12 protein-coding genes are annotated in these 14634 nt (G+C 62.1%); 9 read left to right on the plus strand and 3 right to left on the minus strand.

Annotated features, from left to right (window positions below):
* Positions 1–198: 198 nt before the first annotated feature.
* Complete coding sequence (locus ASD64_RS08175) at positions 199–1083, minus strand: helix-turn-helix transcriptional regulator (RefSeq protein ID WP_056104916.1); 885 nt, start codon at positions 1081–1083, stop codon at positions 199–201.
* An 86-nt stretch (positions 1084–1169) separates the two neighbouring features.
* On the opposite strand from ASD64_RS08175, the gene ASD64_RS08180 reads away from it, so the two are divergent.
* From ASD64_RS08180 to ASD64_RS08200, 5 genes are all read left to right on the plus strand, one after another.
* Positions 1170–1862 (plus strand): ABC transporter permease, encoded by a 693-nt coding sequence (locus ASD64_RS08180; RefSeq protein ID WP_056103500.1) that lies wholly within the window; start codon positions 1170–1172, stop codon positions 1860–1862.
* A 2-nt stretch (positions 1863–1864) separates the two neighbouring features.
* Positions 1865–2587, plus strand: a complete 723-nt coding sequence (locus ASD64_RS08185) for a phosphate ABC transporter ATP-binding protein (protein ID WP_156460074.1) — start codon at positions 1865–1867, stop codon at positions 2585–2587.
* Positions 2588–2603: 16 nt separating this feature from the next.
* Positions 2604–3440 (plus strand): substrate-binding domain-containing protein, encoded by an 837-nt coding sequence (locus ASD64_RS08190; protein ID WP_200957814.1) that lies wholly within the window; start codon positions 2604–2606, stop codon positions 3438–3440.
* A gap of 102 nt (positions 3441–3542) precedes the next feature.
* Positions 3543–4667 carry a molybdopterin-binding protein gene (locus ASD64_RS08195; RefSeq protein WP_056103507.1) on the plus strand — a complete coding sequence of 375 codons (1125 nt, stop codon included), beginning with the start codon at positions 3543–3545 and terminating at the stop codon, positions 4665–4667.
* Positions 4668–4681: 14 nt separating this feature from the next.
* Complete coding sequence (locus ASD64_RS08200) at positions 4682–6640, plus strand: molybdopterin biosynthesis protein (protein ID WP_056103510.1); 1959 nt, start codon at positions 4682–4684, stop codon at positions 6638–6640.
* A 90-nt stretch (positions 6641–6730) separates the two neighbouring features.
* On the opposite strand, the gene mobA is transcribed toward ASD64_RS08200, so the two are convergent.
* Both mobA and fdhD read right to left on the minus strand, forming a co-directional pair.
* Positions 6731–7360, minus strand: a complete 630-nt coding sequence (mobA, locus tag ASD64_RS08205) for a molybdenum cofactor guanylyltransferase MobA (RefSeq protein ID WP_056103514.1) — start codon at positions 7358–7360, stop codon at positions 6731–6733.
* Positions 7350–8234, minus strand: coding sequence for a formate dehydrogenase accessory sulfurtransferase FdhD (gene fdhD, locus ASD64_RS08210; protein WP_056103516.1), 885 nt, complete (start codon positions 8232–8234; stop codon positions 7350–7352). Before fdhD ends, mobA begins: the two co-directional genes overlap by 11 nt.
* A 153-nt stretch (positions 8235–8387) precedes the next feature.
* Here fdhD and glp point away from each other — a divergent pair, with 153 nt between their 5' ends.
* From glp to fdhF, 4 genes are all read left to right on the plus strand, one after another.
* A complete protein-coding gene (gene glp / locus ASD64_RS08215; protein ID WP_056103520.1) occupies positions 8388–9644 on the plus strand; it encodes a gephyrin-like molybdotransferase Glp in 1257 nt (418 codons plus the stop codon).
* Between the two features lie 96 nt (positions 9645–9740).
* Positions 9741–9992, plus strand: coding sequence for a sulfurtransferase TusA family protein (locus tag ASD64_RS08220; protein ID WP_056104920.1), 252 nt, complete (start codon positions 9741–9743; stop codon positions 9990–9992).
* 154 nt (positions 9993–10146) lie between these two features.
* Positions 10147–11820, plus strand: a complete 1674-nt coding sequence (locus tag ASD64_RS08225; protein WP_056103522.1) for an NAD(P)H-dependent oxidoreductase subunit E — start codon at positions 10147–10149, stop codon at positions 11818–11820.
* A gap of 1 nt (position 11821) precedes the next feature.
* Entirely contained in the window at positions 11822–14614 is a 2793-nt protein-coding gene (fdhF, locus tag ASD64_RS08230) for a formate dehydrogenase subunit alpha (protein ID WP_056103525.1), read from the plus strand.
* The last annotated feature ends 20 nt before the right edge of the window (positions 14615–14634 follow it).

Consider the following 14634-nt stretch of genomic DNA (forward strand, 5'->3'; position numbering starts at 1 on the left):
AATCCTTCTTCAACCAACGATCCCGAGTGGCAGACGAAAAGGCCGAGCAGGGCGGAATCACGAGATTTTGGCGTTTTTCAAGGGTTTCGATGCCCAGCTCCAATTTTCAGGTAAGGACTACGAATCTGGGGGTCAGAGGTTCGAATCCTTTCGGGCGCGCCATTCAACTATCTGAAATTGTCGATGATGACCGGGTCATCAGTTGCAGAAGCGGACGGTTCCAGCCGGTGTTACGTCGTAGCCGTCAAGGTCCGCCGCGTGTGTTGCCAGATCATCGCCCGCGATGAAGCGGAGCAATGCTTGCATCGGCGGCTGGAAATAGGTGCGCTGGCGCATAACCAGGTCGAATTCCTCCCATAGGAGAGGAACGAAATCGAGATCGTGCGCGCGGGCGGCGGCACGAGTCGCGATACCACAGTCGGCCGCACCCGCCCGGATGGCGGCGGCAAGGTCCGGTCCGGTCAGGCAAGGCGGTTCGAGGCGGTTCAGATCCGAGGGGCTCACCCCTGAACGCTGCAGCAGGGTTTCCAGCAGCATTTGCGCGCCCGCGCCCTTCTGCCTTGTAGCCATCTTGACGTCGCGGTTCAGGACGTCGGCGAAACTTTGCAGTTCTTTCGGGTTGCCGGGTGGCAGGAGAAGGCCTTGCTCGCGGCGGGTAAAGGCGACAACCACGGCGTCGTGGAGCAGTGGCTGTTTCTGCACTGCCGTGGCGTTTGCCGGCTCTCCGGCCTCGTCCAGCGAATGGAAATGGATCGCTGCCGCGGCAATTTCCCCGCGAAGCAGTCGGATCAAGCCGTTTTCGCTCCCTTCGTTCAGCGAGGCCAGACCGGACCCCGACTGGCGCAGGCACCATTCCAGCAGATCATCCTGGCTGCCCCCGACGATGGGCGGCGGATTTGCAGGAACCATTCCAGCCGGCTGTGCCAGCCCGGAAAGAACCCAGCGGTCGAGTTCGTGGCGTGGGAACAGCCATTTGCCGGTGACCTTGCTGCAAGGAATCTCGTTGTTGGCGACCAGTTCGTACAGCTTTCGCTCGCCCAGGCGCAAATAGTCGGCTGCTTCGGAGGTGGTAAGTAGATCCATGCCTGCATGCATATGCATATTTTAGGTCGAATTCAATCATTTGACAGAAGTGGAGCGATTGCACAGAAACGCGGCTGGAGAGGATTATGTCCGACAGCCTGAGCGCTTGGGAATTGATCATCAGCGGCGACGCGACGCTTTATGCGATCGTGCGGCTGTCGCTGGCTGTCAGCCTGTCGGCAGTAGCCATCGCGGTGCTGGTAGGCCTGCCGCTGGGTGCCGCGGTTGCGCTCACCCGGTTTCGCGGTCGCACCGCATTGATCGTGCTTCTCAACGGTTTCATGGGCCTGCCGCCGGTGGTGGTTGGCCTGACCGTCTTTCTCCTTTTGTCGCGGTCAGGGCCGCTCGGTGTCTTTGGCATCCTGTTCACACCCCTTGCGATGGTGATCGCCCAGGCCCTGCTGGTGGTGCCGATCATTGCGTCACTGTCACGCCAGACGATCGAGGATCTTTGGCATGAATATCGCGACGAACTGACGGCGATGAATGTCGGGGCGGCTGGGCGCATGGCGACGCTGTTGTGGGACAGCCGCTACAGCCTGCTCACCGCGCTGCTGGCAGGTTTCGGCCGCGCCGCCGCCGAAGTCGGCACGGTCATGATCGTCGGCGGCAATATCGACGGTTTCACCCGTACCATGACGACCACGATCGCGCTGGAGACATCCAAGGGCAACCTGCCGCTCGCGATGGGGCTGGGCCTGATCCTGATAACGCTCATTTTGATGATCAACGCCGCCGCCTGGGGCGTGCGCGTCTGGTCAGAGCAGCGGGCGGGTTGAGCATGCGCGACCTGTCGAGCGATCTTCCGGTCAGGCTCGAAGGCGTGTCGCTGCGTGCCGGCGCCACCACGATCCTGGATCGCGTGGACCTGTCCATTGCCCCCGGCGCGCCGACGCTGATCGTGGGGCCAAACGGTTCGGGCAAGACGTCCCTGCTCAGGCTTTGCATGGGGCTTGCCACACCTTCCGAGGGCAGGATCAGTTGGGGCGGGCGCGATGCGCTGCGCCCCGGACGTCTGGCCATGCTGTTCCAGCGGCCGGTCATGCTGCGCCGCTCGGTTGCAGACAATGTCGTCTATGGCTTGGCGAAGGCCGGCCTGCCGCGCAAGCAGCGCATGGCCCGCATGGAGGAGGCGCTCTCGCGCGTCGGCCTGCTGGAGCTTGCAAGCCGCCCCGCAAGGCGGCTTTCAGGCGGAGAGCAGCAGCGTGTCGCCCTGGCGCGTGCGCTGGCTCGTGAGCCGGAACTCCTGCTACTCGACGAGCCGACAGCCAGCCTCGATCCTGCCGCCACCCGCGCGGTCGAGGAGATCATCACGATGGCCTCGCAGTCCGGCATCAAGGTGGTCATGGCATCGCATGATCTGGGTCAGGTGCGCCGTCTGGCAGGAGAGGTGGTCTTTCTCGTTCGTGGCCGTTTGTGCGAGCGCGCTGGCGCCTCTGATTTCTTCGATCGTCCTTCAACCCTTGAGGCCGCGGCATTCGTGCGCGGCGACCTCGTCATCTAGAAAATGGGAGTTTCCATTGTTGAACCGTCGTCTCTTTTCCGCATTCGCCGCGCTGGCATTTCTAACCGCCAGCAGTTTTTCCGCTGTCGCGCAGGACAAGTCGATCGTGGTGGCTTCCACCACGTCTACGCAGGATTCGGGCCTCTTCGATTATCTTCTGCCGCTGTTCAAGGCCAAGACCGGCATCGACGTGAAGGTCATCGCGCAGGGCACCGGGCAGGCGCTGGACACCGCGCGGCGCGGTGATGCCGATGTCGTGTTCGTCCACGCCAAGGCGCAGGAAGAAAAGTTCCTGAGCGAGGGCTTCGGCGTCAAGCGCTACGACGTCATGTACAATGACTTCGTGCTGATTGGGCCGAAGAGCGACCCGGCCGGCATCAAGGGAACCAAGGATATTACCGCGGCCTTTGCGGCCGTCCTTGCCAAGCAGGCGCCGTTCGTCTCACGCGGCGACAAATCGGGCACGCACAGCGCCGAATTGAAGCTGTGGAAGGAAGCCGGTGTCGATATCGATACGGCAAAGGGCGAGTGGTATCGCGACATCGGCCAGGGCATGGGCGCGGCTTTGAACACTGCCGGCGCCATGAACGCCTATGTGCTTGCCGACCGTGGCACCTGGCTTTCGTTCAAGAATCGCGGCGATCTTGAGGTCGTGGTCGAGGGCGACAAGCGGCTGTTCAACCAATATGGCGTCATGCTGGTCAATCCGGAAAAGTTCCCGACCGTGAAGGCCGATCTCGGTCAAAGCTTCATCGATTACCTCGTTTCCGATGAAGGACAGAAAGCGATTTCCGAATACAAGATCGACGGCCAGCAGCTGTTCTTCCCCAACGCCAGCCGCGATCCTTCCTGATCGCATCGCGTCGCGGATTTTATGCAGTGGCGGAAAGGGTGTTCCTTCCGCCACTTGCCTTTGCCGGTTGCAAACCCGATCACACCTGGCCCATCATTGGGCATGAGCAGAACGCAGCCTTCAAACGGCGCGCTGACCAGCCTCGAATCGGCGCTCGCCGAACTGCTCGACGGGCTGGTTGCGGTCGCCCCTGTTTCCGTGCCGCTTGAACAGGCGCGCGGTCGCATTGCCGCCGCAACGGCAGAGCTTGCGGTGCCGCAGCCTGAATGGAACAGGGCTGTCATCGACGGCTGGGCCCTGCGTTCGCTCGACCTTGCCGGTGCCTCATCCTATTCGCCGGTTCCCCTGATCAATGCCCCGGTATGGGTCGAAGCCGGCGACAAACTCCCCGATAGTTGCGACTGCGTCCTGAAGGCCGAGCTTGTCGAATCGGAAGGGCCGATCGCGCAAGCCTATATGGATGCGATTCCCGGCGAAGGTATCCGCCGTACCGGCGAGGACATTTCGGCGGGTCGGCCGGTTCTTCTCGATGGCCGCCGCATAGGCTTCGCCGATATCCTGGCCGCGCGCGCCGCCGGATTTGAAAGGGTTGCGGTGCGTTCGCCCAACATTGGCCTGATCGATGTGGCTGCGGGCGACGGCCGTTTGCTGACCGTGCAGTTGATCGCCGATTTGCTCGAGGGGGCAGGAATGCGCGTCTCCGTCAAAACTTCGGCACGCGACGCCAAGTCGATAGCCGGCGCATTGGCCAGCCATGAATGCGACTTGATGGTTGTCGTTGGCGGCACCGGATTTGGCCGCACTGACGCGACAGCGCAAGCGTTGTCGATGGATAATGCGCTGATCGCACATGGCATTGCGCTGCGGCCCGGCCACACCGTTGCCACCGGAAAACGCGGCCCTGTCCCTGTGGTGGCGCTACCTGGCGCACCCGATCAGGCGTTTGCCGCCTATCATGCGCTCGTGCAACCGGTGCTCGACCGTCTCACTGGCCGCACAGGCAGATTTGGCATCACATTGCCCTTGGCGCGCAAGATTTCGTCGACGGTCGGCATCGCCGAAATCGGGTTGGTTCGACAGGAGCAAGCCGGGTGGATGCCACTTGGCGTTGGCGATCTTTCGCTGGACCATCTTCGCATGGCAGATGCTTGGCTTGCGATTGCCGCAGACAGTGAGGGATATGCAGCAGGGGCGCCGGTCGAAGCCTTTCCACTGCGCATGGCCTGAGATAAGGACCCGGCATGGCCAACTCATCCCGCTCTCCAGCCCCCCGCCGTTCGGAAGGGGTTTCGCAAGACCAGTTCTTGACCGTCCTGTCACGCGAGGATGCCATAGCCCGCTTTGATGCGGCGCTGTTTCCGCGTGACGTGCCGGCGGAAGAGCGTTTGCTGGCCGATGCGCTCGGCCTGGCCCTGGCGCGCGATATAGTGGCGCCTCTCGATGCGCCGCCCTTTGATCGTTCGGGTGTTGATGGCTTCGCCGTCCGGGCGGCAGATATCGCCTCTGCTTCCGAGGCAATGCCCGTGCGTCTTAGTTTGAATGGAGAAGTCATAGCCTGCGGTGTCGAGCCGACCGAAACCGTCGCTGCTGGTACGGCAACGACGATCGCGACGGGTGGTCCGCTGCCGCGCGGCGCCGATGCGGTCATCATGGTCGAACATACCCAGCCGGTTGGCGACAGCGCCGTGGAGATTCGGCGCAGTGCATCGCCTGGCCAATTCGTCGCCTATGCCGGATCGGATATTGCACGGGGCGAGGTTCTGCTGCGCGCGGGAACGCAGATCGGGTCGCGGGAAATCGGCATGCTGGCCACATGCGGCGTTTCGCGGGTCGCTGTTGCGCGAAAGCCCCGAGTTGCTGTGCTGTCGACCGGCGACGAACTCGTCCAGCCGGGAGAACCGTTGCGCCCGGCTGCCGTATACGATGCAAACGGTGCGGTCGTCAGTGCGGCAATCGCCGAAAATGGCGGAGAGGCTCTGTTCCTTGGCGCAATTGCGGATGACGAGGCTCGGCTCGAACATGCCATGCGCGATGCTCTTGCGGTCTCCGATATGCTGATCCTGTCCGGCGGCACGTCAAAAGGCGCCGGCGATCTCAGCCATCGGATCATTGCCCGGCTCGGTCAACCGGGGATCGTTGCACATGGCGTGGCGCTGAAGCCGGGCAAGCCGCTTTGTCTCGCCGTTTGCGACGGAAAACCCGTTGTAATCCTGCCGGGGTTCCCGACTTCCGCCATGTTCACCTTTCACGACATTATCGTGCCGGTGCTGCGCCGTATGGCTGGCCTGCCGCCAAGAGCAGAGACTCAGGTGACGGCGGAAATCCCGCTGCGTGTCGGCTCGGAACTCGGGCGCACGGAATTCGTGATGGTGTCGCTGGTCGAAGGCGACAACGGCCTCGTCGCCTACCCGACCGGAAAGGGCTCGGGCGCCGTTACTTCGTTTGCTCAGGCTGACGGTTTCGTTCGTATCGACGCGCTTTCAGATCATCTGCCTGGTGGGGCGCAGGTTGACGTGACGCTGTTTACGCCACATGTGCGGATTCCCGACCTGGTCATTATCGGCAGCCATTGCACCGGGCTCGACCTTGTGTTGGCACCGCTCGCGCGCACTGGCCTTTCTGCCCGGTCGCTTGCTGTCGGGAGCCTTGGCGGGCTGGCCGCGGCCAGGCGTGGCGAATGCGATCTGGCACCCATCCATCTGTTCGACGACAAGACCCAGACCTACAACACACCCTTCCTGGGCGAAGGGTTCGAACTCGTGCCGGGCTGGCGGCGCATGCAGGGTATCGTCTACCGGCCGGGAGATTCGCGCTTTGAAGGCAAATCGGCTGACGAGGCGCTTGCTGCTGCGCTGACCGATGCGGACTGCATGATGGTCAACCGCAACCAAGGGGCAGGGACCCGCATTCTGATCGACAAACTGCTCGGGCAGGCACGGCCGGATGGCTACTGGAACCAGCCACGCTCCCACAATGCCGTTGCGGCCGCAGTGGCGCAAAAGCGCGCGGACTGGGGCGTGACCATTTCAACCGTCGCCCGCGCCAGCGGGCTTGGGTTCATTTCGCTAACGGAAGAGCACTATGATTTCGCGCTGATTTCGAGGCGCAAGTCCCGGCCGGCGGTGCAGGCCTTCCTGGAAGCGTTGCGCTCGCCCGCAAGCCGCGCCGAACTGGAGAAAGCCGGCTTTCGACCGGCTTGATGCATGTCGCCCGAAAGTGGGAAACGGTTTCGGATAACGGCAAAAAGCAAATACCTGACGTGCGGCCTGCGTATCTGAAAGATCGCGACTTCACTGGTTCGCAAGTTTTGCCAGCCGCTCCGCCTCGGACAGATCTTCCACCGTATTGGCGTTGAAAAACGGATCGACCGGTTCGACGGACCAGGTCACCGTGGCAAGCCGGTAGCGCGCGGTCCAGCGGTCGATCTTGCGCAAGTTTTCCTCCACCAACGCATGGCGCAGATCGTCGCGCAACGCGACACTCCACAGGCCGATCACCGGATGTGAGCGCCCGTCGGATGCGGCGACCGCGAGTTGGGCATCTTCGCGCAGCCGGGCCTGGTGGAGCCGTTCGACCAAATCGCGCGGCAGGAAAGGGCAATCGCCGGCGGTGCTGACCAGCCACTGGGTCTGCGGCTGGTTCGCGGCCGTCCAGTCGAGCGCGGCAAGCACGCCGGCAAGCGGTCCAGGATAGTCCGCGACTGTGTCGGCCACAACCGGCAGGTCGAAAGCCGCAAAGCGGCCGGGATCGCCATTGGCGTTCAACACCAGCTGCTCGCATTGCGGCGAAAATCTTTCGATGACGTGGTCGAGGATCGTTCGGCCGCCGATTTCGCGCATCGGCTTGTCGCCGCCGCCCATGCGGCGCGCCAGTCCGCCAGCCAATATGACCCCGACCGTCTGTGGCAGCTTATTCGTCATTTTCGGAACTCTTGCGTGCGTGCTTTGGGCGCTCTTCTTCTATGGTGGAAATATCCTGATCGAAAACGATCCGCTTTTCACCGGAGAGTGCCGTGAAACGTTTGCCTCGGGCCCGCCCGACCAGCGTCAATCCCGTTTGCCGCGCCAGCTTCACGCCCCAGGAGGTGAACCCCGATCGCGACACCAGGATCGGAATTCCCATGCGCACAGTCTTGATCGTCATCTCTGAGGTGAGGCGGCCCGTGGTGTAGAGAATTTTGTCCGAGGGGTCGATGCCATGGCGGTACATCCAGCCGGCAAGCTTGTCGACGGCGTTGTGGCGACCGACATCTTCCATGTAGCAGATCGGCTCGCCCTGCTTGCAAAGCACGCAGCCATGGATCGCGCCAGCCTCAAGATAAAGCGAAGGCACGGTGTTGATGGTACGGGTCATCTGATAGAGCCAGGACGTTCTCAATTCGGCCGCGGGAAGTTCGATGTCCTCCATCGCCTCCATGAGATCGCCGAAGGTGGTGCCTTGCGCGCAGCCTGAAGTAAGCGTCCGTTTTTTCAGCTTCTGCTCGTAATTCGTGTTGGTCTCCGTTCGCACGACCACGACCTGAAGATCGTCGTCATAATCGATCTCCGTGACGACATCGTCGGGCTTGAGCATGTTTTGGTTGAGCAGGTAGCCCAGCGCCAGATAGTCTGGATAGTCGTTGATCGTCATCATGGTGACGATCTCCTGAGCGTTGAGATAGAGCGTGAGGGCGCGTTCGACGGGAACCGTAGCTTCAACGGCCACGCCGGTTTGGTCTATTCCTGTCACCCTTTCGGTAAGTCGGGGATTTTCCGGGTCGGGCATAATGGCAGGAATGTCGCTTCGGTCTCTCATGTCGTTTATATTTTCCGTCTGTGTGCCGCGCGCAAGGCCTGTCGCGGCAGTCGCGCCACGACGTTTACACGAAATAGCTCGCACGTCAGCCTTATCTAGTGGTAAGTCGCCCAACCCCAAGGTTCGCGTTGAGTGAAAGGTAGATTTCGGAGGATGGCACAACTTTCCGACGACTGCTTTGCTTTTGCCGGCCCTCTGTTGCCAGTAGATGAAGCAGCCCAACTGCTCGCAGATCGCCTCACCGTGGTGGAGGGCGTGGAGGATGTCCCCGTCGTCCTTGCCGACGGGCGTATATTGGCGCGCGATCTGATCGCGCCTCTGCCGCTGCCGCCTTTCACGAATTCGGCTGTCGACGGATATGCAGTGCGCGGCGTCGACTTGCCGTCGGGTGAAAAGAAGACGTTTGCCTTGGTCGGTCGCATTCAGGCGGGCGGTGGCGAAATCGTCACCGTGGGCCCAGGCGAAGCAGCTCGGGTCTTCACCGGCGCTCCCATGCCCGCCGGGGCGGATACCGTCTTCATGCAGGAAGACGTTGATCTGACGCACGAGGGTCACGTCATTCTACCGCCCGGCCTGAAACGTGGTGCCAATGCCCGTCCGGCCGGCGAAGACGTTGCGGTCGGGCAGGTCGTGTTGCGGGCAGGACATCGCATGCGGCCCCAGGATGTGGCTCTTGCGGCCGCCTTGGGCCAAACCAAGATCGAGGTTCGTCGCCGTATCCGCGTCGCCGTGTTTTCAACCGGCAATGAAATCGTCGCGCCCGGTGCACAGCGTGGTTCCACGCAGCTTTTCGATTCCAATCGTTTCATGCTGAAATCCATGCTTGCTCGTCTGGGCTGCGAGATTTCAGACCTCGGGATCCTTGGTGACGATGCCATCGCGACGGCTTCCGTCATCAAGAATGCGGCTGCGGAGCATGATCTGGTCCTGACCTCCGGCGGCGTCTCGACGGGCGATGCGGACTACGTCAAGACGGCGGTAGAGAGCATTGGCACGCTTGTCTTCTGGCGCATGGCCATCAAGCCTGGCCGCCCCGTCGCCATGGGGGTGGTCGGAGGAACCCCGTTCCTTGGGCTTCCCGGCAACCCGGTGGCGAGTTTCGTCACTTTCGTCAATGTCGCCCGGCCTGCCATATTCGCGTTGTCCGGCACGCAATCCGGACCTCCTGCCGCGATCCGGTTGCGCGCGGCCTTTACTTACAGAAAGAAGGCTGGCCGCCGTGAATATGTGCGCGCCAGCCTGCGAACCGCGGAGGACGGCACCGTCGAAGCGATGAAGTTCCCGCGCGAGGGGGCGGGGTTGCTGTCGTCGCTTGTCGAAACCGATGGCCTCGTCGAGCTTCGCGAGCGGATAACAAGCGTTGAAGTTGGCGAAACGGTTTCCTTCCTGCCTTACGCAAGTCTTCTCTAAAGGGCACTCCTGCTGCTTGCGCGGCATTGACCGTAACCAAGGCACTTTCAAGTTTGTGACTTGGCCTTGATCGAGGAAGATAATAGGCTTTCTCAAATGACAACGATAAAGCTCGATCTCTCTGGACTGAAATGTCCCCTGCCTGCCTTGAAGACCCGCAAGGCTCTGGGTGCCGTGGGGGCGGGCGGTAAACTCGAAGTCCATTGCACCGACCCTTTGTCGGCCATCGACATTCCCAATCTCGTACGCGAAACCGGGGATCGTATCGAAAATACGGAACGCGCCGGCGACCGGATAATATTCCTGATCGAAAGGCGTATGGACCCAGGCAGCGATGTGAGACGATGATGAGCGGGTTTGTTGGTATCAAGGCTGCATATTCAGGCAAAATTTGCTGAAACGCTAAAAATATGTATCCTTGGGAATATCTTTTGCCTTATAGTCAAAATCCGACAACCTCTTTTTGGGTCGTCGCCGAAGAAACGTCGTCAGGGGAGAGAGCATGACAGTTCAAGATCGCCGCCGCCGCGATCGGGGTCCGAAGGGCCGTGGGCTTGATGATGTCGCGCTTCGGGAAGTGAGAGCTCTCCTGGGATCGCGGGAACGTCGGCGCGACCTATTGATCGAGTTTCTCCATCTGATCCAGGACAAGTACGGGTGCCTCTCGGCCAGCCATTTGCGGGCGCTGGCGGAAGACATGCGGCTGTCCCAGGCGGAAATCTATGAAGTTGCATCGTTCTACGATCATTTCGACGTGGTCAAGGAAGGCGATGTCGCGCCGGCGCCGCTGACGATAAGGGTCTGCGATTCCATCAGCTGCATGCTGGCTGGCGCGGAGGACCTGGTTGCTGGTCTTGCCGCCGGCGTGGACCCGAACGCAGTTCGCGTCGTGCGCGCGCCTTGCATGGGCCGCTGTGCCGGCGCGCCTGCCGCCCGCATCGGCGATCGCGAGGTCGACCATGCGACGACCGAGAGCCTGCTGGATATGGCCAGAACCGGAGATACGGCGGTTGCGGTGCCTGGCTACACCGGACTTGCAGCCTATCGCGCTGAAGGCGGCTATCAACTTCTTGCAAAGATGCGCAGCGGCGAGGTGACCGCCGAAGCGTTGATGGCGACGATGCAGAGCGCTGGCCTGCGCGGCCTTGGCGGAGCGGGTTTCCCCGCTGGCAAGAAGTGGGAGTTCGTTCGCTCCTATCCCGGCCCACGCCTGATGTCGATCAATGGCGACGAAGGCGAACCGGGCACTTTCAAGGACCGCGTCTATCTGGAGCGCGACCCGCACCGTACGCTGGAAGGCGCGCTGATCGCCGCCCATGCGGTGCAAGCCGAGCGCATCTATTTCTATATGCGTGACGAATATCCGGCGGTGCTGCATATATTGCGCACCGAAATCGCCGCATTGGAAGCTGCCGGCCTTGCAGCGCCCGGCTTCATCGAGCTTCGGCGCGGTGCAGGTGCCTATATCTGCGGCGAGGAAAGCGCGATGCTGGAATCGATCGAAGGCAAGCGCGGGCTGCCGCGCCACCGGCCGCCTTACATTGCCGAGGTGGGCCTGTTTGGCCGTCCGACGCTCAACCACAATGTTGAGACGCTGTGGTGGATCCGCGACATCGTCGAGAAGGGTGCGGAGTGGTTTGCCGCCCTTGGCAAGCCCGGCCATCCTGGCGTCCGATCGTGGTCGGTTTCGGGCCGGGTCAAGAATCCCGGCGTCAAGCTGGCCCCGGCCGGCGTCACCGTGCGCGAACTGATCGAGCAGCATTGCGGCGGCATGGCCGACGGCCATGTGTTCAAGGCCTATCTGCCGGGTGGCGCTTCGGGTGGCATCCTGCCGGCCTCGATGGGCGACATTCCGCTCGATTTCGGCGGCGAACTGGCCAAGCAGGGCGCGTTTGTGGGTTCACATGCCGTCGTGGTATTCTCCGATCACGACAGCGCCAAGGCGGCAACGCTCAACCTGTTGAAGTTCTTCAAGCATGAGAGCTGCGGCCAGTGCACGCCGTGCCGCGAGGGCACCGGCAAGATGGTGGCGCTGTTGCAGAAGGACGGCGTACTCGACGAGGTGGGCCTGCGCGACCTGGAGACAGTGATGCGCGACTCTTCCATTTGCGGGCTCGGCCAGGCCGCGCCCAATCCGGTCAACCACTTGCTGACGCATTTCCGTGAGGACATCTGAGATGACGGGTAAGGTCGAATTCACCCTTGACGGCAAGGCGGTTGCCGCGGCCGAAGGCGAGACCATATGGGAAGTGGCCAAGCGTGAGGGCACCAATATCCCGCATCTGTGCCATGTCGATCTGCCCGGCTACCGCACCGACGGCAATTGCCGCGCCTGCATGGTCGATATCGAGGGCGAGCGCGTGCTTGCCGCCTCGTGTATCCGCAAGCCGACTCCCGGCATGGTGGTCAAGACCGACACCGAGCGCGCCGAGAAGTCGCGCGAAATGGTGTTCGAGCTTCTGGCCAGCAATATGCGGCCTGCCAACGACGGTCCCGACAACCAGTCGGCCTTCTGGCAGTGGGCTTCGACGATGGGAATCTCCGGCAGCGACCGGTTCGAATCCAAGTTCGATGCCGTTGACGTGGCCGAGTTCGACATTTCCAACCCCGCCATCGCCGTCAATCTCGATGCCTGCATCGCCTGCGGCGCCTGCGTGCGCGCCTGCCGCGAGGTCCAGGTCAACGACGTCATCGGCATGGCCGATCGCGGCGGCCATACGATCCCGGTCTTCGACATGCACGACCCGATGGGCCTGTCGACCTGCGTTACCTGCGGCGAATGCGTGCAGGCCTGCCCGACCGGCGCGCTCTACGAAAAGACGCTGATGGACAGGGCCGGCAAGACCCGCGTCATCCAGGAATTCGACAAGGTCGTCGACACGCTGTGTCCGTTCTGTGGCGTCGGCTGCCAGACCAGTGTCGCCGTCAAGGATAACAAGATCGTCCAGATCGACGGCCGCAACGGTCCGTCCAATGAAAACCGGCTGTGCGTCAAGGGCCGCTTCGGCTTCGACTACGCGATGTCTCCGGAACGGCTGACCAAGCCGCTGATCCGCCGCGACGACGCACCCAAGGCCGGCGATGCCGATATGCGCAATGTCGATCCGCTCACCGTGTTCCGCGAGGCGACATGGGAGGAGGCGATGGAACGCGCCGCCGGCGGTCTGAAGAAAATACGCAGCGAGCATGGCGGCCAGGCTTTGGCCGGATTCGGCTCGGCCAAAGGCTCCAACGAAGAAGCCTATCTGTTCCAGAAGTTCGTTCGCCAGGCGTTCGGTTCCAACAACGTCGATCACTGCACGCGCCTGTGCCATGCTTCCTCCGTCGCGGCGCTCATGGAAGGCGTTGGCTCGGGCGCTGTGTCGGCGCCGTTCATGGACGCCATGAAGGCGGAGTGCGTCATCGTCATCGGTGCACGCCCGACCACCAACCATCCGGTCGCGGCCACCTATTTCAAGCAGGCGGTAAAGCGAGGCACCAAGCTCATCATCATGGACCCGCGCGGCCAGGACATGATGCGTCACGCGACCCATTCACTGCGCTTCCGTCCGGGTAGCGACGTTGCGATGCTGAACGCGCTGCTGCATGTCATCGTTGAAGAGAAACTCTATGACGAGCAGTATATCCAGGCCAACGTCACCGGCTTCGAGGCGCTGAAGGCCAAGGTCAAGGACTTCTCGCCCGAGGCGATGGAAGAGGTCTGCGGCATCGAGGCTTCGGTGCTGCGCGATGTCGCGCGTACCTATGCCAAATCCGAACGCTCGATGATCTTCTGGGGCATGGGCGTTTCCCAGCACACCCACGGCACCGACAATTCGCGCTGCCTGATCGCGCTGGCCCTGATCACCGGCCATGTCGGACGCCCCGGCACCGGGTTGCATCCGCTTCGCGGCCAGAACAACGTCCAGGGCGCCTCCGACGCCGGCCTGATCCCGATGTACTTCCCGGACTACAAGTCGGTGGAGAACATCGACATTCGCGGCCAATACGAGAACTTCTGGGGACAGACGCTTGATCCGAAGCGTGGCCTGACGGTGGTCGAGATCATCGATGCCATCCATGCCGACGAGATCAAGGGCATGTACATCATGGGCGAGAATCCTGCGATGTCAGACCCGGACCAGATCCACGCCCGCGCCGCTCTTGCCAAGCTCGACCATCTGGTGGTGCAGGACATCTTCCTGACCGAAACCGCATGGCACGCCGATGTGGTGCTGCCGGCCTCGGTGCATGCCGAAAAACTCGGCACCTATACCAACACCAACCGGCAGGTGCAGCTTGGCCGGCCGGTGCTGGATTTGCCCGGTGAAGCTCGCCAGGATCTTGACCTCATCATCGAGCTTGCCAAGCGGATGGATGTCAACTGGACTTACTCTCACGTCTCGGATGTTTACACGGAGATGGCGGCGGTGATGCCGTCGCTGAAACACATCTCCTGGGAGCGCATCGAGCGCGAGGAATCGGTGATCTATCCGGCCGACGGTCCCGATGTACCCGGCAATGAGATTGTTTTCTCCTCGGGCTTCCCGACCTCGGACGGGCGCGGCCGTATCGTGCCAACCGACTTGCTTCCGCCGGATGAAGTGCCGGACGAGGAATATCCGCTGGTGCTCACCACCGGGCGCATCCTCGAGCATTGGCATACCGGCGCCATGACCAGGCGCGCGGGCGTGCTCAACGCCATCGAACCCTACGGCATTGCCGCCATGAACCCTTACGAGATCGAACGGCGTGGCCTTTCGATAGGCGACGTTGTCCAGGTCGAAACCCGGCGCGGCATGGTCGAGGCGATCCTGCGCGCCGACCGCGAAGTCGCGGACGGTATGGTGTTCATGCCGTTCTGCTTCAACGAAAGCCCGGCCAACAAGCTCACCAATCCGATGCTTGACCCTTATGGCAAGATCCCGGAGTTCAAGTACTGTGCAGCACGTGTCGCGCCACTCCAGCAGCACGCTGAGGCCGCCGAGTAGGTCGACCGTATGACCGCTCT

Source organism: Mesorhizobium sp. Root157, from assembly GCF_001427385.1.
Taxonomy (GTDB): domain Bacteria; phylum Pseudomonadota; class Alphaproteobacteria; order Rhizobiales; family Rhizobiaceae; genus Mesorhizobium.